Source organism: Dryocola sp. LX212 (assembly GCA_041504365.1).
Lineage (GTDB): Bacteria > Pseudomonadota > Gammaproteobacteria > Enterobacterales > Enterobacteriaceae > Dryocola.
The window spans coordinates 2,566,834-2,586,252 of sequence record CP167917.1; the positions used below are offsets into that span (position 1 = coordinate 2,566,834).

The following is a 19,419-nucleotide window of genomic DNA, read 5'->3' on the forward strand; positions in this document are numbered from 1 at the left end:
ATCTTACGTCGATCACACTTTGTTAGCTAATTTAACATTCAATGATCTAGGTTAATTTTTGTCGAATACGCCGCGCGGGAATAATTGATCTGCATTCAGTTTTCCTGAATCCCCGGTATTTAAAAATCTTTACGCTTAACTCCGGCTTACTCAGGGCCGTGGAGGTGCCAGAACTGCCCCTTCCAGGGTACAATTGCGCGTTGAGCCAAAACCTGGCAATTTCAAAGGAGAGTGCATGTCTATCACGGCGGGTTCTGTGTACCGTGACACGGGGAATTTTCTACGCAATCAGTTTGTTACTATCCTGCTGATTGCCTTACTTTGCGCCTTTATTTCGGTGATCATCAGCCATGCGTTCTCACCGAGCGACGCGCAGATGGCGATTCTGAGCCAGGGAGATAACCTGTCTGACAGCAACGGCTTGTTTGACCTTGTTCAGAATATGACGCCGGAGCAGCAGCAGGTGCTGTTGAAAGCGTCTGCGGTATCGACTTTCTCCGGGCTTATTGGCAATGCGATTCTGGCCGGCAGCATGCTGGTGCTGATGCAGATGGTGTCTGCGGGTCACCGGGTTAGCGCGCTGCGCGCCATCGGTACCGCGGCTCCCGTGCTGCCAAAAATGCTTATTCTGATGCTCATTACCACCTTTGTGGTGCAGATTGGCATCATGCTGATCGTGCTGCCGGGCGTGCTGTTAGCCATCGTTCTGGCCATGGCACCGGTAATGGTTGTGCAGGATAAAGCAGGTATTTTTAAGGCAATGCGTGACAGCATCCGCCTGGTTTGGGGCAACATGCGTCTTGTGGCGCCTGCGGTCATCGGCTGGCTGATTGCCAAAACTGCCCTGCTGCTGCTGGCCTCGTCCCTTGCGGCGCTGTCCCCGGAAGTGGGTGCGGTGATTGCCAATATGCTAAGCAACCTGATCTCAGCCGTGTTGCTCATCTATTTATTCCGCCTGTATATGCTTATTCGCCAATAACCTTCGGGCCTCCTGGCTGCTATAGTCAGTCAGGAGCAATCTCTTATTACGGAACAGTTTATGAAGCAGTTTCTCGACTTCCTGCCCCTGATCGTCTTCTTTGCCTTCTATAAGATGTACGACATTTATGCTGCCAGCGGCGCGCTAATTGTCGCTACCGGCCTGGCGCTGGTTTACAGCTGGTACAAATACCGCAAGCTGGAAAAAATGACCCTGATCACCTTCCTGATGGTGGCGGTATTTGGTGGCCTGACTCTCTTCTTCCACAACGATGAATTTATCAAATGGAAGGTAACGGTCATCTATATGCTGTTTGCCGCCGCGCTGCTGATTAGCCAGCTGGTGATGAAAAAGCCGCTTATCCAGCGCATGCTGGGTAAAGAGCTGACCCTGCCGGAGCACGTCTGGTCAAGGTTGAACGTGGCCTGGGCGCTTTTCTTTATCGTCTGCGGCCTGCTGAATATCTACATCGCCTTCTGGATGCCGCAGAGCGTCTGGGTAAACTTTAAGGTGTTCGGCCTGACAGCGGCGACGCTGGTGTTTACACTGCTGAGCGGGGTTTATATCTACCGCCATATGCCGCAGGAAGAGAAATGAGCCATACGGCCCCGGCGGGCGAACTGGTCCTGCGTACGCTGGCGATGCCAGCGGACACCAACGCCAACGGTGATATCTTTGGCGGCTGGTTAATGTCGCAGATGGATATGGGGGGCGCGATCCAGGCAAAAGAGATTGCCAAAGGCCGCGTGGTCACCGTGCGCGTTGACGGTATGACGTTCCTAAAGCCCGTCGCGGTAGGCGATGTGGTGTGCTGCTATGCGAACTGTATTAAGCGCGGCAACACGTCGATTACCATTAATGTGGAAGTATGGGTGAAGAAGGTTTCCTCTGAGCCTATCGGCCAGCGCTATAAGGCGACGGAGGCTATTTTCATCTACGTTGCCGTCGACAATGACGGTAAGCCCCGTCAGCTGCCGCAGCAGGCATGAAAAAAAACCTCCCATCGGGAGGTTTTTTTATTCGACTGTCGCGCCGCCGTTGATGCGGAAGACGATGTTCACCGTCAGCCCCTGCCCAGGCTTGCCGCTTTCGTAGCGCCACTTCTTCATCGCCTGCTTCACTTCACGCTCAAACATGTTCGATGGCTTAGCTGAGAGAATAGAGACGTTGCTGATACTGCCGTTAGCGTCGACGTCGAACTTCACGCGCACGTTACCTTCAATTCGCAGCGCAAGCGCGCGCTGGGGATAAGCAGGCTGATTACGGCTGAGCAGACGCGGCCCGGTCGCCACGGGTGCAGAATTAGTCGCTGGAGAAGGTTTTGCCGCAGGCGTCGGTCGAACAGGCGCAGTGCTTTGCACGGGGGCGGTGCGTGGCTCAACGGGTTTAACCTCACGCTTCGGCTTCTCGACCTTATGCACCGGTTTTGGCTTTGGCTTAGGTTTCGGCTTTGGCTTTGGCTTTGGCTCAGGCTTATGAATGACCACCGGCGTTTCTTTCGGCGGCTCAGGGATCGGTTCAGGCTCTGGCTCCGGTTCAACAACCGGCTCCGGCGGCGGCTGAACGACTTCCGGCTGCGGCGGTTCAAGATCAACGGGCGCAACCATAGTGACGCTGATAGGCTGAGCGGGGGCAGGCATCTCAATAACCTGATGTACCGAGGTATAAAGTAACCCCGCAACTACAGCACCGTGCAGCACGACGGAGAGCACGGTCGGCCACGGGAAGCGGCGAGGTAAATCAAGGGTCATTGACGTCATAATATCTTCGATGTCTTAAACAGACGGTAATTTTAAATGCAAATAGCAATCATATTCAATAACGCATTACCCTGAGGGCGCCTTTTTCTCCCTGAATGCCGTAAATTCGCGCATCTGTGTCAGAGATTTAACATCCTGTTTATGTTTCAATTGCAGTCCTGCCGCCAATCACTTACGGTATTTTACAACCCATTTCAAAAGGAGTTCTGCCCGTGCTGTATGTCATCTATGCAGAAGATAACGCCGACTCACTGGAAAAGCGTCAGGCCGTACGCCCCGCTCATCTGGCGCGTTTACAACTATTACGTGATGAAGGCCGCCTGCTGACTGCCGGGCCCATGCCCGCCGTAGACAGCAACGATCCGGGGGCTGCTGGCTTCACGGGGTCCACGGTGATCGCAGAATTTAATTCGCTAGAAGAAGCCCTGGCCTGGGCAGAAGCGGACCCGTATATCGCTGCAGGCGTCTACAAACAGGTTGCGGTCAAGCCTTACAAACAGGTGTTCTGAAAGTAAATTAATTCCTGAAAAAACAAATAGCTATAGGTTACATTAGCGAGAATTACAATCAAGGGCACAGATAAGTACACATTGTATTTTGAAGTGCCTTTTTTCTTATCCTCTATACTTCCATGAACAACGTGGAGGTAACTATGTGTGGACGATTTACTCAGGCCCAAACACGCGAGGACTACCTCGCCTGTCTCATAGTTCAAGCCGAACGCGCCATACCTTACGACCCCGAACCGATTGGTCGCTGCAACATAGCGCCTGGCACCTGCGTCTTATTACTCTCCGCACGAGACGAGTCTCTGGATCCGGTTATCTGGTCCTGTGCTCCTGGATGGTGTGATAAGCCGCCTTTGATAAATGCCAGGGTAGAAACGGCCCTATTTCATTCACCGCGCTGATGGTCAACCAATTTTCATTGCAGCTATCGGCAGCGCGCCGTTTGAACGTGGAGATCATGCGGAAGGTTTCCTGATTGTTACTGTGGCAGCCGACAAAGGCCTGGAGGATATTCACAATCGCCGGTCGGTAACGTTAAAAACCAAGATCCAGGGCTCATCGAGCCGGTTATTCAATCAACTTAAAATTTTGCAAAGACTAAGGCTGCCTGAAGCGAGGACTTATGTACCATGTTAAAGGTGATGCCGAAACAGTGGTGATTAAGGATGAAAACTTACGCATCTTAAACACTTCTCATTTATCATTAATCAGTTACACTTAACATGCTCGAACAAAAAGTTACATTCCACACCATCACGTTACAATGTCGATATGGACAGGTGATATTGCTTACACTGAATGAGGCTGAACAGAATGAAACTGAATGCCATCGTTAAAAGCCTGGCGCTCGCCGGGCTACTAACTACGCTGACGGCACCGTCGTTTGCACAGACAGAGCCAAAAGAAGCCACTTCCGCCACTAAGCAGGCGAATGACGCGCTTTATAACCAGCTTCCCTTCTCGGATAACACTGATTTTACCAATGCCCATAAAGGGTTCATTGCCGCCCTACCTCAGGACGTCATCAAAGGGGAACAGGGGAACGTTATCTGGAACCCTCAGCAGTATGCCTTCATCAAAGAAGGTGATAAATCCCCGGATACCGTCAACCCTAGCCTGTGGCGCCAGTCTCAGTTGATCAACATCAGCGGCCTGTTTGAAGTCACTGACGGAGTCTACCAAATTCGTAACCTCGATCTGTCCAACATGACAATCATCGAAGGTAAAGAAGGCATTACCGTTGTTGACCCGCTGGTTTCAGCTGAAACCGCCAAAGTCGGTATGGACCTTTATTACAAAAACCGAGGTAAAAAGCCTGTTGTTGCGGTTATCTACACCCACAGCCACGTGGATCACTATGGCGGCGTGCGTGGTGTGATTGATGAAGCTGACGTGAAAGCGGGGAAAGTAAAAATTTACGCCCCGGACGGCTTTATGGAAGCTGCTGTCGCGGAAAACATCATGGCAGGTAACGTCATGAGTCGTCGCGCCAGTTACATGTACGGTAACCTGCTGAAGCCTTCCGTTACCGGTCAGGTGGGTGCGGGCCTGGGGACCACCACCTCTGCGGGTACTGTGACGCTGATCGCGCCAACAAACATCATTGAGAAAGACGGTCAGAAAGAAACAATCGACGGCCTGACCTATGACTTTATGCTGGCACCGGGTTCAGAAGCACCTTCTGAAATGCTGTGGTACATCGAAGAGAAAAAACTGATCGAAACAGCAGAAGACGTAACCCACACTCTGCATAACACCTATTCTCTGCGCGGTGCGAAAATTCGTGAACCGCTGCCGTGGTCGAAATATATCAACGAAGCGATTGTTCGTTGGGGTGACAAAGCTGAAATCATCATGGCGCAGCACCACTGGCCAACCTGGGGCAACGACAACGTTAATGCACTGCTGAAATCCCAACGTGACCTGTATCGTTACATCAACGACCAGACCCTGCGCATGGCGAACGAAGGCCTGACGCGTGACGAAATCGCCGCCAACTTCAAGTTACCGCCAAGCCTCGCAACGGCCTGGGCTAACCGTGGTTACTACGGCTCCGTCAGCCATGACGTAAAAGCTACCTATGTGTTGTATCTCGGCTGGTTCGACGGCAACCCGGCAACCCTTGATGAACTCCCACCAGAAGAATCGGCGAAGAAATTCGTTGAGTACATGGGCGGCGCAGATGCAATTCTGCAAAAAGCCCAAACTGACTTCGATCAGGGTAACTACCGTTGGGTCGCGCAGGTTGTAAGCAAAGTGGTTTTTGCGGATCCTAGCAACCAGGCGGCTAAAAACCTCGAAGCGGATGCGCTGGAACAACTGGGCTATCAGGCCGAGTCTGGTCCATGGCGTAACTTCTACCTGACCGGTGCACAAGAATTACGTAACGGCGTGGTGAAAGGCCCAACACCTAATACCGCAAGCCCAGATACCGTTCGCGCCATGACCCCAGAAATGTTCTTTGATTATCTGGCTGTCCATGTGAACGGCGAGAAGGCAGCAAATGCTAAAGCCGTGCTGAATTTCGACTTCGGTGACAGCGGTGGCAAATACAAACTTGAGCTGGAAAACGGCGTACTTAACCATACCGCCGATGCGCAGTCTGATAAAGCCGATGCAACCATCACGCTTTCACGCGATACGCTCAACAAAATCGTACTGAAAGAAGAAAGTCTGCAACAGGCTAAAGATAAAGGTGATGTGAAAATTACCGGCGATGCGGGCAAGTTGGATCTGCTGCTCAATTCGATGGATAAATTTGAGTTCTGGTTTAATATCGTGACACCGTAAATGGTGGGATAAGCGGACGCCCCCGCAGCTCGGGGGCGTATTTCCTTGTAATATCAGAAATCAGAACTGATATTTATAGGCCAGAAGGAAGCGCTTGTCGGCCTCATCGATATAGGCATTATTATCCTGAATGTATGTCATGCCCCTGAAAGAGTGATGGGCGTTCAACGAGTAACCCAGCCCAATACCGCCAAAATACCCTTTATAATTATCCCCATCATCGTTCTTCGAGCCATAAGATCCAGCCATAAACGCCATCAACCGGAACCGATCGTTTAGCGGCTTCAAAACAAACGCCCCCAGGTACCCGCTGCTGCCGGAAATATCCGTAGGGGCAAAACCATTTTCTGGTGACGGATCACCGTTGAATCCCTGGTCAGAACAAGCCTTCTGTTCTTCCTTCTGACACTCAATCGCATCACCGGTATTATAGGTATACCCGGCCATCGGGAAAATCTGAAAGCCAGCAGGTTCAATACCAAAGTGGCTGAGCGGAATAAACGTCCCAATGGAGTAGTTTGTCTGAGAGGCCCCATTGGAAAAATCATTCTTCCCAATGTTGAAATTGAAGATCCCAATAGGGAACAGCCATGACCCCCCTACGCGCCATTCCGAGGCATCGCTATTAATGCGGGCATTGAGTTTTCGTGCCGCGTCCAGCGCTAACGAACCGGAAAACGTCACGTCGCTGTCGTCCAGATCATAGTCGTCTGACCAGGCTACTCCCACCTGGGTGGTGACCTTGGTCGGGTCATCATCGGATTTAGTCTTTTCATCCGGGCTATGTTGAGCGAAAACAGTAAAGGGAATCACCCCAGCCAGGAGTATCAAATATTTATTCATCATTGAGGACATATCCTCTCCCACGTTAAATGCATACCTTTACGCCTCAAATAAGCAGTTTATTATTTGAGTATAGACAAACCTCTACTTGCTCAATTCAACTATAGGCCAGATTTGTCTCCGGACCCGGGCCACTCCAACAATGGACTGACCCCACGACAGTATTCAAAGTTTTTTTAAATTCCCCGTTCTCAAAAAAATCTCACCACCTCAAAACTTTTTCCTTTCGGAACAAACTAAAAAATGAAGATCCCTGTTTTAGCACTTGTCGTTTTTTCATTCTCTGCACCTGTTACTAATGCTGCCTTTAATCCTGATGAAGCCGCTGCTGCCACACAACAAATCAACCAAGGACTTAATCTAGTTAGCAACGCGCAGGCACCCAACCAAATCAAAGACGGTCAAAACAACATTGACGCCGGCATTTCACTTATCGAGGCAATGAGGGATGGCACCTATGTTGGTTCCGTTCCAGCGGGCACCACTCCACAACCGGAACGTGACACAGCAGTTGATGCACACAGCACTTATACAGCGGAGACGGCAGGGCATACAACGCAGCCCTGACGGCTGCTAAATACGCCGGAGCAAATCAGATAGCTAATATGGGTACAAAGAACGATCCGGCTGGCTCACCCGTAGGACAGAGAAACACCGTTAACGCCACGTCTTACCGTGAAGGCATTACGCAACAACAGCAAAAAACTATCGGTGTTGCTCTTGGTAAAAAAATATCCACTGCCAGTGTCCCAGCGTCAATCAATGTCTCTGCTGCTGCGCTGCATCCTGACACACCGGTTAGCGTGTCAATTAATGTTGTTACTCATGCCACAACGGCCGGTGCCCTGGCTGCTTTTAATCCTGATATTCAAATATCCGCACTACACGTTGCCGTCTTTGAAACTGACGCCGCTAAAGGTGGCTTCGATCATAAAGCAGACCTTTCATCCTCAGTTGGCTATGAAGGGAGAGGACAGGAAAATGCGCATTTGCATGCATTCGGCGGTCACGGCTATGGTGCTGATAATAGCCATACTGAGGGCTTCGGTGGCCACTCGCACTTTCATTAATGCGCGAATATTAACCTGCTTAGTGTAAGCTTTTGTAGGATTTATCCTCACCTTTCATAACTGGATCTCATAAAAGGGGGCTGCTCGCGGAATCACCAAACCTCCTGAACGTCCACTGACGCCAGGGATTTAAGTTCGACGATCCCCGAAGAATTAACACCATAGAAAAAGGCGCTTCGCATACTGAAGCGCCTTTTGTTTGTATCTTATACGGACTGCTACCTACTGAAACTCGGGATCAGGCTTTTTCGTTATGCGATTACGAACGTCCCGGCGAACCACCTCGATGGCCCACATCCACAGAATGTGCCCTACCGTCTCTGAAAACAGCTCTTCAAAAGGAAGCTGCCACAGAGGGGGTGCCCAGTGAAATACCGGCAGGAAAATGCCGTGGAAGCCAATAGTGACCAGAATGGCAAAGGCCGCGCCCTGCCAGAGTTTGATGGCTGGAAAAACTTCTGCGACAAGACAGTAAAACATTGCGAATAAAATTGAGAACATATGGTGCACGCCTGCCACCCCCCAGTTAACGATATGCCCGGAGTAGTGATAGACCATTTCGTTAACTTTGAATCCCAGATCCTGAAGCATTTCAGCCGGCGGAATAGCGCGATCGGCCGTGCGTGGCGGCATGGGGTTTTCCGTTCCCCACTTAACGAAGCTGGACAGGTTCCCGCCCAGAAATCCTGCCCATAGCGCAGCGCCATAGTTTCTGCTGGCCTGCCGTGTCGTTCTGAATAGCGATGTCATCATTATGTTTCCCTTGCTGCAAATTTGATGGCGGGATGTTATTTTCCCATGCCTTTAAATTAGCAGTTGGTACACATTCTTCCAATTCCATTAACGGACAGATACACTACTTAAATACCCAGGGCACCGCTAGAGTTGCCCTTTTCTTTACGCCCACCGATCGTGAATGGCAAACAACAGCGAGTTACGCTGTTTATTAACATGGCACTTTCTGATGGCGTGGATACGCATGTTTCGGCGTGACTGACCTTCCAGCCAGCGCGCCTTGCGCCGCTGTGCCTGACGCTGCATTCGCCAGCGACCGACTTCCGTTCTACTACGCCTCATTTTACGACTCTTCTTCATTTAGACACGCCATTATAGATCCTTCTACACGGCAAACCAGCCGTTTTACGTGTACTTTTAGTGTTAACAGACAGCGGTTGTGCGTAAACTCGAAAACATACGAATTCAAAAGGATTTTTAGGGTATGACAACCTTCTATACGGTGGTTAGTTGGCTGGTCATTTTAGGCTACTGGCTATTAATTGCCGGGGTTACATTACGTATTTTAATGAAGCGTCGCGCCGTGCCTTCAGCGATGGCGTGGCTGCTGATCATCTATATTCTGCCGCTGGTTGGGATTATCGCCTATCTGTCGTTCGGTGAACTGCACCTCGGCAAGCGTCGCGCCGAGCGCGCCCGCGCCATGTGGCCGTCCACGGCCAAATGGATGAGCGATCTTAAAAGCTACAAACATATCTTTGCCGAAGACAATAGCGAGGTCGCCACGTCCCTTTTTCAGCTGTGCGAACGCCGCCAGGGTATCGCTGGCGTGAAGGGCAACCAGCTGCAGCTGCTGACGAGCTCCGACGAGACCATGCAGGCGCTTATTCGTGATATACAGCTTGCACGCCACAACATCGAGATGGTGTTTTATATCTGGCATCCTGGCGGAATGGCGGACCAGGTGGCTGAATCGCTGATGGCCGCTGCACGCCGGGGCATTCACTGTCGGCTGATGCTCGACTCAGCAGGCAGCGTGACCTTTTTCCGCAGCCCGTGGGCGAACATGATGCGCAATGCGGGCGTCGAGGTGGTCGAGGCGCTAAAAGTCAACCTGATGCGCGTGTTCCTGCGGCGCATGGATTTACGCCAGCATCGCAAAATGGTGATGATCGACAACTACATCGCCTACACCGGCAGCATGAATCTGGTTGATCCCCGCTTCTTTAAACAGGAGTCGGGCGTGGGCCAGTGGGTCGATCTTATGGCCCGCATGGAAGGCCCGGTGGCGACGGCCATGGGGATTGTCTATTCCTGCGACTGGGAAATCGAAACCGGCAAACGCATCCTTCCCCCGCCGCCGGACGTCAATATCATGCCTTTTGAAGAGGCCAGCGGCCATACCATCCATACGATTGCCTCGGGCCCCGGCTTCCCGGAAGATCTGATCCATCAGGCTTTGCTGACATCAGTGTATGCGGCGCGCGAATATCTCATTATGACCACGCCCTACTTTGTGCCCAGCGACGACCTGCTGCACGCCATCTGCACCGCCGCCCAGCGTGGCGTTGATGTCAGCATTATCGTGCCGCGTAAAAATGACTCGGTGCTGGTCGGTTGGGCAAGCCGCGCATTCTTCACCGAGCTGCTTGCCGCAGGTGTGAAAATCTATCAATTTGAAGGCGGCCTGCTGCATACGAAAAGCGTGCTGGTTGACGGGCAGCTTAGCCTTGTGGGGACAGTGAACCTGGACATGCGCAGCCTGTGGCTCAATTTTGAAATAACTATGGTTATCGACGACGCCGGTTTTGCCAGCGATCTGGCGTCCGTTCAGGACGACTATATTTCCCGTTCACGGCTTGTGGATGCTCGCCTGTGGCTTAAGCGCCCGCTGTGGCAGCGCGTGGTAGAGCGACTGTTTTACTTCTTTAGCCCGTTGCTGTAAAACGTGGCGCATCAGCTCTCGATAAGTGGATGTAAAAATGGACATGGATCTGAATAACCGCCTGACAGAAGACGAAACGCTGGAGCAGGCCTACGACATATTTCTTGAACTGGCGATGGACAACCTCGATCCCGCCGACGTCATTCTCTTCAACTTACAATTTGAAGAGCGCGGCGGCGCAGAGTTGTTCGACCCGGCAGAAGACTGGCAGGAGCACGTCGATTTCGACCTCAACCCGGACTTCTTTGCGGAAGTCGTAATTGGCCTGGCCGATACCGACGGCGGTGAGCTGAACGATATCTTTGCGCGCGTGCTGCTGTGCCGTGAAAAAGACCACAAGCTGTGCCACATCCTCTGGCGTGAATAATCAGTTTTAGGGTGGACGGCGCAAATGCGCCCTTCTCCCTACAGCTTCGGCAGTTCGCAGCCGCAAACCTTGCAGTAGTGTGCTTCAGCATCGTGATTGCCCCGGCGGCATTTCGGGCATTCACGGGCACTACGCTGCTTGTGAAATTCCGTCGTCATATGCGCCGTAATAATCCCTGTCGGGATCGCAATCACCGAGTAACCAATCAGGATCAGGATAGACGCCACCATCCGCCCTGCACCGGTATGCGGCGTAATATCACCATAGCCTACCGTCGTCACCGTCACTACGGCCCAGTAAACTGACGTTCCCAGCGTGGTAAAGCCATTCGTCGGCCCTTCAATGCCGTACATCAGCCCCCCGGCCACGACCATGACAATCAAAATGAAAGCGTAAAAGAGGATCAGCTGATGCCGCGCCTGGATAATCGACTGCCAGAGTGCGTTTAGAGAGGGCATATAGCGCAGGAGCTTAAGAATACGCAATACGCATATCGCCCGCATTGCTCGCCAGGCAAACACGTAATTTACGCCAATTTCGGGCCACAGCCATAAAACGTAGAGCGGCAGAAGTGTCGCCAGGTCGATAAATCCCCAGAAGCTGAAAACATATTTAGCGGGGCTGGGCCAGCAGAATACCCGAAGCAGATATTCGAAGGTGAAGATCAGCGTGAAGCCCAGCTCGAGGAAGACGAATAGCTGCCATTGCCGATCAGTGGGCTGGTACTGCGTCCCCAGAGCGGATTCTATAAACACCGCGAAGACGCTGAACAAAGCCAGCGCGCCGCACATAGCTTCAACACGGCGTCCAGCACGGGTTCTTTGATCGAAAAACAGACGATAAAGTCTCTGGCGCACGGTATGGATTAACACGGTTTTCGTGACCTCACAAATGAACAGGGCTGGCATCATGCCAGCCCTGCGCGATTATAGCGGGTCGACCTTCAGACAGGAAACGGCATGTTTAAAACTACCTTCCAGCACCGGGCGTGTTTTTGCACACTCCGGCCCGGCAATGGGACAGCGGGTACGGAAAACGCAGCCTGACGGAGGATTGATAGGCGACGGTAGCTCCCCTTCCAGCAGCTGGATGACTTTATTTTTCTCCAGATCCGGGTCCGGGATAGGTACCGCAGACATCAGCGCTTTAGTGTAAGGGTGCAACGGGTTGTGATAGACCTCATCGTAGGTCCCGAGCTCCACCGCATGGCCAAGATACATCACCAGCACCCGGTCAGAGATGTGTTTTACCACCGCCAGATCGTGAGCGATAAAAATCAACGATAGTCCCATCTCACGCTGTAATTTTTGCAGCAGGTTCACCACTTGGGCCTGAATTGACACATCCAGCGCAGAAACGGGCTCGTCACAGATGATCAGCTTTGGCTCAAGGATCAGCGCGCGGGCAATGCCAATACGCTGGCACTGCCCGCCGGAGAACTCGTGCGGGTAGCGGTTGATGAGGTTCGGCAGCAGGCCAACTTTCATCATCATCGCCTTCACGCGGTCACGCACTTCCTGACGTGGCATCTTCGGGTGATAGGTGCGCAAAGGCTCGGCAATAATATCCCCGATGTTCATACGCGGGTTGAGCGACGCCAGCGGATCCTGGAAAATCATCTGGATATCGCTGCGCACGTCGCGCCACTCATCCTGACTCATCCCCAGCAGATCTTTACCCAGCCAGGCCACACGGCCATCGGTAGCTTTCACCAGACCGATAATGGCGCGGGCGAAGGTTGATTTGCCGCAGCCGGATTCCCCGACCACGCCCAGCGTCTCCCCTTCGTACAGGCGCAGGGTGACGCCGTCTACGGCCTTCAGGGTCTTCGACGGCTGCCAGAACCACTGTTTGCCGTCTTTAATGTCGAAATGGACTTTAAGGTCGGCAATCTCCAGCAGGACTTTTCTTTTTTCTGTTACGGCGTTCATACCAGCTCCTCCACCGGCTTAAAGCAGGCGCGCAGGCGGCCTTCACCAAAGTGCTCCAGCGGCGGAGCGGTATTACAGATTTCCATCGCGTACGGGCAGCGCGGCTGGAACGGGCAACCTTTTGGCAGGCGCAGCAGGTTCGGCGGGTTGCCCGGAATGGTCAGCAGCGATTCCCCTTCCGCGTCAAGGCGCGGTACGGCATTCAGCAGGCCGATAGAGTACGGGTGAACCGGCTCGTAGAAAACATCGCGCGCCTTACCGTATTCCATGGTGCGACCGGCATACATCACCAGCACCTTGTCACATATGCCAGCCACAACGCCAAGGTCGTGGGTAATCATGATAATCGCGGTATTGAATTCGCGTTTCAGCTCGTTAAGCAGCGTCATGATCTGTGCCTGAACCGTGACGTCCAACGCCGTGGTTGGCTCATCGGCAATCAGCAGCTTCGGTCGGCACAGCAGCGCCATGGCGATCATCACACGCTGGCGCATGCCGCCGGAGAACTCATGCGGGAACATGCGCATGCGCTTACGCGCCTCAGGCATTTTCACCGCATCCAGCATACGAACGGACTCTTCGAAGGCGTCTGCCTTACCCATGTTTTTGTGCAGCATCAGGACTTCCATCAGCTGCTCTCCCACGCGCATATACGGGTTCAGGGAGGTCATCGGATCCTGGAAAATCATGGAGATTTGCTCTGCCCGCAGGCGGTTGAGCTGATTTTCAGGCAGGTTAAGGATCTCTTTACCGTTAAATTTTGCGGAGCCGCCAATGCGGCCATTTGCCGCCAGCAGGCCCATCAGGGCGAATGCTGTCTGGGATTTTCCCGACCCTGATTCGCCTACAATGCCGAGGGTTTCACCGGCGCGCAGGCTGAAGTTCAGATCGTTTACCGCAGTAACATCGCCGTCTGGCGTGCCGAAGGTGACGCGCAGATCTTTCACGTCGAGTAACGCAGAAGTCTGGTTCAGCGGCGTAGCCACCGCTTGATTTTCAATTGTGCTCATCGCGGCACTCCTTAACGATCTTTCGGGTCTAGGGCATCACGCAAGCCATCGCCGATAAAGTTGAAACAGAACAGCGTGACGACCAGGAAGCCCGCCGGGAACAGCAGCAGCCACGGCGACACTTCCATCGAGTTTGCGCCGTCGCTCAGCAATGCGCCCCAACTGCTCAGCGGCTCCTGGGTACCCAGACCGAGGAAGCTAAGGAAGGATTCAAACAGGATCATGCTCGGCACCAGCAACGAGGCGTAGACCACGACAACACCCAGCACGTTTGGCACGATATGACGCACCACGATATTCGCTGTAGAAACCCCACCGACCTGCGCTGCTTCAATGAACTCTTTACGCTTGAGGCTTAGCGTCTGGCCGCGCACGATACGCGCCATGTCCAGCCAGGAGACCATGCCGATAGCCACGAAGATCAGCAGGATATTTTGCCCGAAGAAGGTCACCAGCAGGATCACGAAGAACATAAACGGGAAGGAGTTAAGGATTTCCAGCAGGCGCATCATTACGGAGTCGGTTTTACCGCCCAGATAGCCGGCCAGCGAGCCGTATAACGTCCCGACGACTACCGCAACCAGCGCGGCGGCAACACCCACCATCAGCGAGATACGCCCGCCGATTGCCACTCGAACCAGCAGATCACGGCCCGATGAATCCGTGCCAAAATAGTGCGCGGACTCCATATCCGGGGCCGCAGACATCATGCCCCAGTCGGTATCGAAATAGGTGAACTGCGAAAGCATCGGCGCAAAGGTCACGAATAGCGCAATCAGCACCAGCACTACCAGGCTGGCAACCGCAGCGCGGTTGTGCATAAAGCGACGGCGTGCATCCTGCCACAGGCTGCGGCCTTCAACCTCCAGCTTTTCGCTAAAGTTTTCCAGCACTTCGCTGTTTTTCTTACTCAACATCATAGCGAACTCCAGCCCTAGTAACGGATTTTTGGATCGATAACGGCGTACAGCACGTCAACAATCGCATTGAACAGAATAGTCAGCGCGCCGACCAGGATAGTCAGGCTCAGAACCAGCGAGTAGTCGCGGTTCAGCGCTCCGTTGACGAACAGCTGGCCGATTCCCGGCAGGCCATAGATGGTTTCGATAACCATGGAGCCGGTGATGATGCCAACAAATGCCGGGCCCAGATATGAGAGGACGGGCAGCAGTGCTGGCTTGAGCGCATGGCGAATGATAATGCGGCGCATCGGTAAACCCTTGGCGCGGGCGGTGCGGATAAAGTTTGAATGCAGCACCTCAATCATTGACCCACGCGTAATACGCGCGATGCTGGCGATATAGGCCAGGGAGAGAGCAACCATCGGCAGGATCATGTATTGCAGCGCCCCGCCGTTCCAGCCGCCTCCCGGTAGCCACCTGAGGGTAATAGAGAATATCAGCACAAGTAGTGGAGCCACCACGAAACTGGGGATAACCACCCCCGTCATGGCGACGCCCATCACGGCATAATCCCATTTGGTATTTTGATTCAGTGCGGCTATGACGCCCGCGAGTACGCCTAAAACGACGGCGAAGATAAATGCAGCCGCGCCTAATTTAGCGGAAACCGGGAAGCTCGCCGCCACCAGGTCGTTCACTGAATAATCTTTGTATTTGAATGACGGTCCAAAATCACCGTGGGCCAGCTGCTTGAGATAGCTGAAATACTGGGTGGTGATCGGATCGTTCAAATGGTATTTGGCTTCAATGTTCGCCATAACTTCCGGCGGCAGCGCGCGCTCGCTGGTAAAAGGGCTACCCGGCGCAAGACGCATCATGAAGAAGGAAATGGTTATAAGAATAAAGAGTGTCGGAATTGCTTCCAGACAGCGACGCAGAATAAATTTCAACATTGCCCGTACCTTCTGGCCTGTGCCTTGAGAGTGCGATGAAATAAGACACGGTGGGACAAGGCCTCAGGCCCTGCCCCACAAATTGCCATTAATGTTTGATGATATACATATCTTTTACGTAGATATTATCCAGCGGGTCTTTGCCGGTATAACCGCCAACCCATGGCTTCACCAGACGGGCATTCACGTAGTAATACACCGGAACGATGGCGGAGTCTTTGCCCAGCTGCTGCTCGGCTTTTTCGTAAGCCGCAACACGCTCGGCATCGCTGGTTGCTTTCACAGATTCAGCCATGATCGCATCGAACGCCGGGCTCTTATAGTGCGCGGTATTCATAGAGCTGTCGGACAGCATGGTGTTCAGGAAGGAAGTTGGTTCGTTGTAGTCCGCACACCAGCCGGCACGCGCTACGTCATAGTTACCCTGGTGACGGGTGTCCAGGAAGGTTTTCCACTCCTGGTTTACAAGCTTAACGTCCACGCCCAGATTTTTCTTCCAGATGGAAGCCGCGGCAATCGCCAGTTTCTTATGCAAATCGGAGGTGTTGTAAAGCAGATTGAAGGTCAGCGGCTTGTCTTTGGTGTAGCCCGCTTCGGCCAGCAGTTTTTTCGCTTCTTCGTTACGTTTTTCCTGAGACCAGGTAAACCACTCAGGTTCAGTCAGCTTAACGCCATCGGTGTAAGGTGGCGTGTAGCCGTAAGCCGGCAGGTCGCCCTGCGCCTTCACTTTATTAACGATGATATCGCGATCCAGGCCCAGCTTCAGCGCGGTGCGTACGCGCGCATCGGTGAACGGTGCTTTCTGGTTGTTAATTTCGTAATAGTAAGTACACAGATACGGATCGACGCGCACTTCTGCCGGAATTTCTTTTTTCAGCTTCTGGAACAGCTCAATTGGCAGGTTGTTATAGGTCATGTCGATTTCACCGCTGCGGTAGCGATTCACATCGGTTACTTCAGATGAAATTGGCAGATAGGTAACCTGGTTAATAACGGTTTTTTTGTTATCCCAGTACTCAGGGTTACGTTCCATAACGATACGTTCGTTAACAACCCAGTCTTTAAGTTTATATGCGCCGTTGCTGACAATATTTGCAGGCTGCGTCCACTTTTCGCCAAATTTATCAATCGCTGCTTTGTTAACAGGAGAAAGGGATGGGTGCACCAGTAATTTATAGAAATAAGGAACAGGCTCGCTCAGGGTGACTTCCAGCGTGTGCTCATCAATGGCCTTCACGCCAAGTTCAGCTGGTTTTTTCTTTCCGTCGATGATTTCATCAACGTTAACGATATGCCCGTACTGCGGATAGCTCGCATAAGGCGAAGCGGTGTTTGGATCCACCAGGCGCTGCCAGCTATAAACGAAATCTTGTGCGGTAACCGGCTCGCCGTTGGACCATTTTGCATCTTTACGCAGATGGAAGGTCCAGACTTTAAAATCTTTGTTCTCCCAGGATTCCGCCACGCCCGCAATTGGGTGACCATCCTTCGGGGAGGTAATAAGCAGGCCTTCGAAGAGGTCGCGGCTGACGTTTGACTCCGGTACGCCTTCAATTTTATGCGGGTCAAGGGATTGCGGTTCCGCGCCATTGTTGCGGATAAGCGTCTGCTTTTCTGCCAGTTGCACTCCAGCCGGGACGTCTGCCGCCCAGGCTGCGTTACCCGCGATCAGTGCGGTTAAAATGCTTGCTGCTACCAGACTTTTTTTTGTGATGATGGACATTGTGTTGTTACTCCACTCATTATAATTACCGGCCTTGAGGCCAGCCTCTTCCCCTTGGGGTCCCCTACCGCGCGGAGCGTTAAGCGTGTGTAAGGGATTACTGCTGTTTACTGCTCGCTATCACCGACTTTTTTATTCAGATGCTCTTATTGGCATCCTGATCCGTCGATTCTTACCAGCCTACCCTGTACCGAGGCTGGTTCTGAGGCGGCACCGTTAATAAGCGTGTCCACTCTTCATGTAAACTCAACTGGAAATGAAACGTTTTTCAGCGAATTGTTTTGCCCGGAAAGTATCAAAAGCACCCAGGTCCCGCCAATACAATTTGCAAATTTGTTAACCATTTCTCTTTTATCAACTGCGGGGTGGATTTTCGAAGGGCATGCTGCAACAGAGATCATTACATTTTTATCTAAAAAATCAATGAACTACTGGAGTCGTGAGTGAGGGTAGGCCTCAAACATTCTGCTATCACATGGCCACCAACAAAAACTTAACAATTGATTATTTTTAGCACATTCCTCTACGGGAAGGCTTGATTAACTAATATCATCTCAATTAGTGCGCATCAAGTGCGATTGTATAGTGTGAATTAAATAACAAAGCGATTGCAGCTTTTCCGTACAGTTTTATTTGAAGTGTGCGGATATGCTCCGGTTTCCAAAGCATTTTCTTATAGATAGATTGCTGATTTTCGCATTAAGCTCTTATTAAAAATCCTCTTTTGGTACTTTTTTGACATAAAAAAAGCAGAATCAAAATTCTGCTTTTTCATATGAAAGTTTCAGACGGCCTATGTTAACAGCCCCGGGAAAATCGCCTTAAGACCGGTGACGATAAATTCGATGCCCAGCGCCATCAGCAAAAGGCCCATAATACGCGTGATGACGTTAATACCGGTTTGCCCGAGCAGGCGGACCAGCCATGGCGCAATGCGAAACACCATCCAGCAGCACAGGGCAAACAGCGCTATGGCGATAGAAAAACCTATCAGATGCCCCCAGCTGTGGTACTTCGTGCCCCAGACAATTGTTGAGCTGATTGCCCCCGGCCCCGCCATGAGCGGCAGAGCAAGCGGGACGACTCCCACGCTCTCACGGATCGCGCTTTCTGACTTTTCCTGCTTATTCTGCTTATCCTCCCCCAGCTTGCCGCTGATCATCGACATAGCTATCGTCACCACCAGAATGCCACCGGCGATGCGGAATGAATCGATAGAGATGCCAAATGCCTGGAGAATACCATCGCCAAGGAACAGCGACGTCCACAAAATAATGGCTACGGAGAGGTTGGCGGTCAGGTTAGTTTTGTTTCTGGCGACCGCGGTCTGATAGCTGGTCATACTGATGAACACCGGAATAATCCCAACCGGGTTAACCAGCGCGAACAGCCCAATAAAGAATTTGAAATAGGTCGGAAGGTCGAACAGGGATTGAGCCACGCGAAACTCCGCAAGTGAGGCAAATGAAGATGGCAGACGCACGCGTAATGTAAAGGAAAAGCACTGCTGGCGCTACGCTCTTTCACAGCATAGATCGCTGGTTATGTCAGATATCGCGACATTAACCAATAATGTTACCCGCATGTTGAAAATATGGTAGTTTGTTTTGTCCTCGCTGTGACTAAAGTTTTAATGACTTTTCAGGCACATAAATATGGGGTACTGAAAGGAGTCAGCCTTGAGGTAATGTGATTCAGATCACAAAAAACCTACTCAGAAGTGAGTACTCTTGGTACACCTGAAGAGCGAGACATTCATCACACGAATGGTTCGCCAGGTAAGGCTCTTTTAGTAAATCAGCGAGACGTTATTGGAAGTATTTGCATAGTCATGTCCCGACTTTTACGCAAGCTGAACCCCGCTGACTATACTGTCGAATCGGGCAGCTGATTTACTAAAAG

At 52.1% G+C, this 19,419-nt stretch carries 20 protein-coding genes and 1 pseudogene; 10 read left to right on the forward strand and 11 right to left on the reverse strand.

The genetic code is table 11. The features are described 5' to 3' along the window. Positions 1-235 precede the first annotated feature (235 nt). The 3 genes from ACA108_12255 to yciA are packed head-to-tail and all read left to right on the forward strand — an operon-like array spanning position 236 to position 1,968. The gene (locus tag ACA108_12255) at positions 236-979 is read left to right on the forward strand and encodes a YciC family protein (protein ID XEX94185.1); all 744 of its coding nucleotides are present in this window, start codon (positions 236-238) and stop codon (positions 977-979) included. A 60-nt stretch (positions 980-1,039) separates the two neighbouring features. Then, the gene (locus ACA108_12260) at positions 1,040-1,576 is read left to right on the forward strand and encodes a septation protein A (GenBank protein XEX94186.1); all 537 of its coding nucleotides are present in this window, start codon (positions 1,040-1,042) and stop codon (positions 1,574-1,576) included. Then, positions 1,573-1,968 carry an acyl-CoA thioester hydrolase YciA gene (gene yciA, locus ACA108_12265; GenBank protein XEX94187.1) on the forward strand — a complete coding sequence of 132 codons (396 nt, stop codon included), beginning with the start codon at positions 1,573-1,575 and terminating at the stop codon, positions 1,966-1,968. The genes ACA108_12260 and yciA overlap by 4 nt, the downstream gene beginning before the upstream one ends. 27 nt (positions 1,969-1,995) lie before the next feature. On the opposite strand, the gene tonB is transcribed toward yciA, so the two are convergent. Then, a complete protein-coding gene (tonB, locus tag ACA108_12270) occupies positions 1,996-2,730 on the reverse strand; it encodes a TonB system transport protein TonB (protein ID XEX98093.1) in 735 nt (244 codons plus the stop codon). Between the two features lie 221 nt (positions 2,731-2,951). On the opposite strand from tonB, the gene ACA108_12275 reads away from it, so the two are divergent. The 3 genes and pseudogenes from ACA108_12275 to ACA108_12285 all read left to right on the forward strand — a co-directional run bounded on the left by ACA108_12275 (position 2,952) and on the right by ACA108_12285 (position 6,038). Then, a complete protein-coding gene (locus ACA108_12275; GenBank protein ID XEX94188.1) occupies positions 2,952-3,248 on the forward strand; it encodes a YciI family protein in 297 nt (98 codons plus the stop codon). Between the two features lie 143 nt (positions 3,249-3,391). Next, positions 3,392-3,785: pseudogene (locus tag ACA108_12280) on the forward strand (SOS response-associated peptidase family protein). A 276-nt stretch (positions 3,786-4,061) separates the two neighbouring features. Next, on the forward strand, positions 4,062-6,038 hold the full coding sequence (locus tag ACA108_12285; GenBank protein ID XEX94189.1) for an alkyl/aryl-sulfatase: 1,977 nt from the start codon (positions 4,062-4,064) through the stop codon (positions 6,036-6,038). A gap of 60 nt (positions 6,039-6,098) precedes the next feature. Here ACA108_12285 and ACA108_12290 read toward each other — a convergent pair whose 3' ends face one another. Beyond that, entirely contained in the window at positions 6,099-6,884 is a 786-nt protein-coding gene (locus ACA108_12290; protein ID XEX94190.1) for a hypothetical protein, read from the reverse strand. Between the two features lie 240 nt (positions 6,885-7,124). Between ACA108_12290 and ACA108_12295 the strand changes: the two genes are divergently transcribed. Together ACA108_12295 and ACA108_12300 are read left to right on the forward strand one after the other, a co-directional pair. Next, positions 7,125-7,448 carry a hypothetical protein gene (locus ACA108_12295; GenBank protein ID XEX94191.1) on the forward strand — a complete coding sequence of 108 codons (324 nt, stop codon included), beginning with the start codon at positions 7,125-7,127 and terminating at the stop codon, positions 7,446-7,448. A 38-nt stretch (positions 7,449-7,486) separates the two neighbouring features. Continuing rightward, entirely contained in the window at positions 7,487-7,951 is a 465-nt protein-coding gene (locus ACA108_12300) for a hypothetical protein (GenBank protein XEX94192.1), read from the forward strand. 222 nt (positions 7,952-8,173) lie between these two features. Here ACA108_12300 and ACA108_12305 read toward each other — a convergent pair whose 3' ends face one another. Both ACA108_12305 and ACA108_12310 read right to left on the reverse strand, forming a co-directional pair. Then, positions 8,174-8,701, reverse strand: a complete 528-nt coding sequence (locus ACA108_12305; GenBank protein ID XEX98094.1) for a YagU family protein — start codon at positions 8,699-8,701, stop codon at positions 8,174-8,176. A gap of 147 nt (positions 8,702-8,848) precedes the next feature. Continuing rightward, complete coding sequence (locus ACA108_12310) at positions 8,849-9,028, reverse strand: YciY family protein (protein XEX94193.1); 180 nt, start codon at positions 9,026-9,028, stop codon at positions 8,849-8,851. 142 nt (positions 9,029-9,170) lie between these two features. Here ACA108_12310 and cls point away from each other — a divergent pair, with 142 nt between their 5' ends. Further along, positions 9,171-10,631: a cardiolipin synthase gene (gene cls, locus ACA108_12315; GenBank protein XEX94194.1), complete on the forward strand. Its 1,461-nt coding sequence runs from the start codon at positions 9,171-9,173 to the stop codon at positions 10,629-10,631. Between the two features lie 37 nt (positions 10,632-10,668). After that, positions 10,669-10,998, forward strand: a complete 330-nt coding sequence (locus tag ACA108_12320) for an HI1450 family dsDNA-mimic protein (GenBank protein ID XEX94195.1) — start codon at positions 10,669-10,671, stop codon at positions 10,996-10,998. Positions 10,999-11,036: 38 nt separating this feature from the next. Here the strand turns inward: ACA108_12320 and ACA108_12325 are convergent, their stop codons facing one another. The 7 genes from ACA108_12325 to ACA108_12355 form a co-directional block, all read right to left on the reverse strand. Continuing rightward, entirely contained in the window at positions 11,037-11,909 is an 873-nt protein-coding gene (locus tag ACA108_12325; GenBank protein ID XEX94196.1) for an ion transporter, read from the reverse strand. Between the two features lie 15 nt (positions 11,910-11,924). Next, on the reverse strand, positions 11,925-12,929 hold the full coding sequence (gene oppF / locus ACA108_12330; GenBank protein XEX94197.1) for a murein tripeptide/oligopeptide ABC transporter ATP-binding protein OppF: 1,005 nt from the start codon (positions 12,927-12,929) through the stop codon (positions 11,925-11,927). Then, positions 12,926-13,939: an ABC transporter ATP-binding protein gene (locus ACA108_12335; protein ID XEX94198.1), complete on the reverse strand. Its 1,014-nt coding sequence runs from the start codon at positions 13,937-13,939 to the stop codon at positions 12,926-12,928. The genes oppF and ACA108_12335 overlap by 4 nt, the downstream gene beginning before the upstream one ends. 11 nt (positions 13,940-13,950) lie before the next feature. Further along, entirely contained in the window at positions 13,951-14,859 is a 909-nt protein-coding gene (gene oppC / locus ACA108_12340; GenBank protein XEX94199.1) for an oligopeptide ABC transporter permease OppC, read from the reverse strand. Positions 14,860-14,873: 14 nt separating this feature from the next. Then, the gene (gene oppB / locus ACA108_12345; GenBank protein XEX94200.1) at positions 14,874-15,794 is read right to left on the reverse strand and encodes an oligopeptide ABC transporter permease OppB; all 921 of its coding nucleotides are present in this window, start codon (positions 15,792-15,794) and stop codon (positions 14,874-14,876) included. An 88-nt stretch (positions 15,795-15,882) separates the two neighbouring features. Continuing rightward, on the reverse strand, positions 15,883-17,517 hold the full coding sequence (gene oppA, locus ACA108_12350; protein XEX94201.1) for an oligopeptide ABC transporter substrate-binding protein OppA: 1,635 nt from the start codon (positions 17,515-17,517) through the stop codon (positions 15,883-15,885). Between the two features lie 793 nt (positions 17,518-18,310). Beyond that, positions 18,311-18,958, reverse strand: a complete 648-nt coding sequence (locus ACA108_12355; GenBank protein ID XEX94202.1) for a YchE family NAAT transporter — start codon at positions 18,956-18,958, stop codon at positions 18,311-18,313. Positions 18,959-19,419 lie beyond the last annotated feature (461 nt).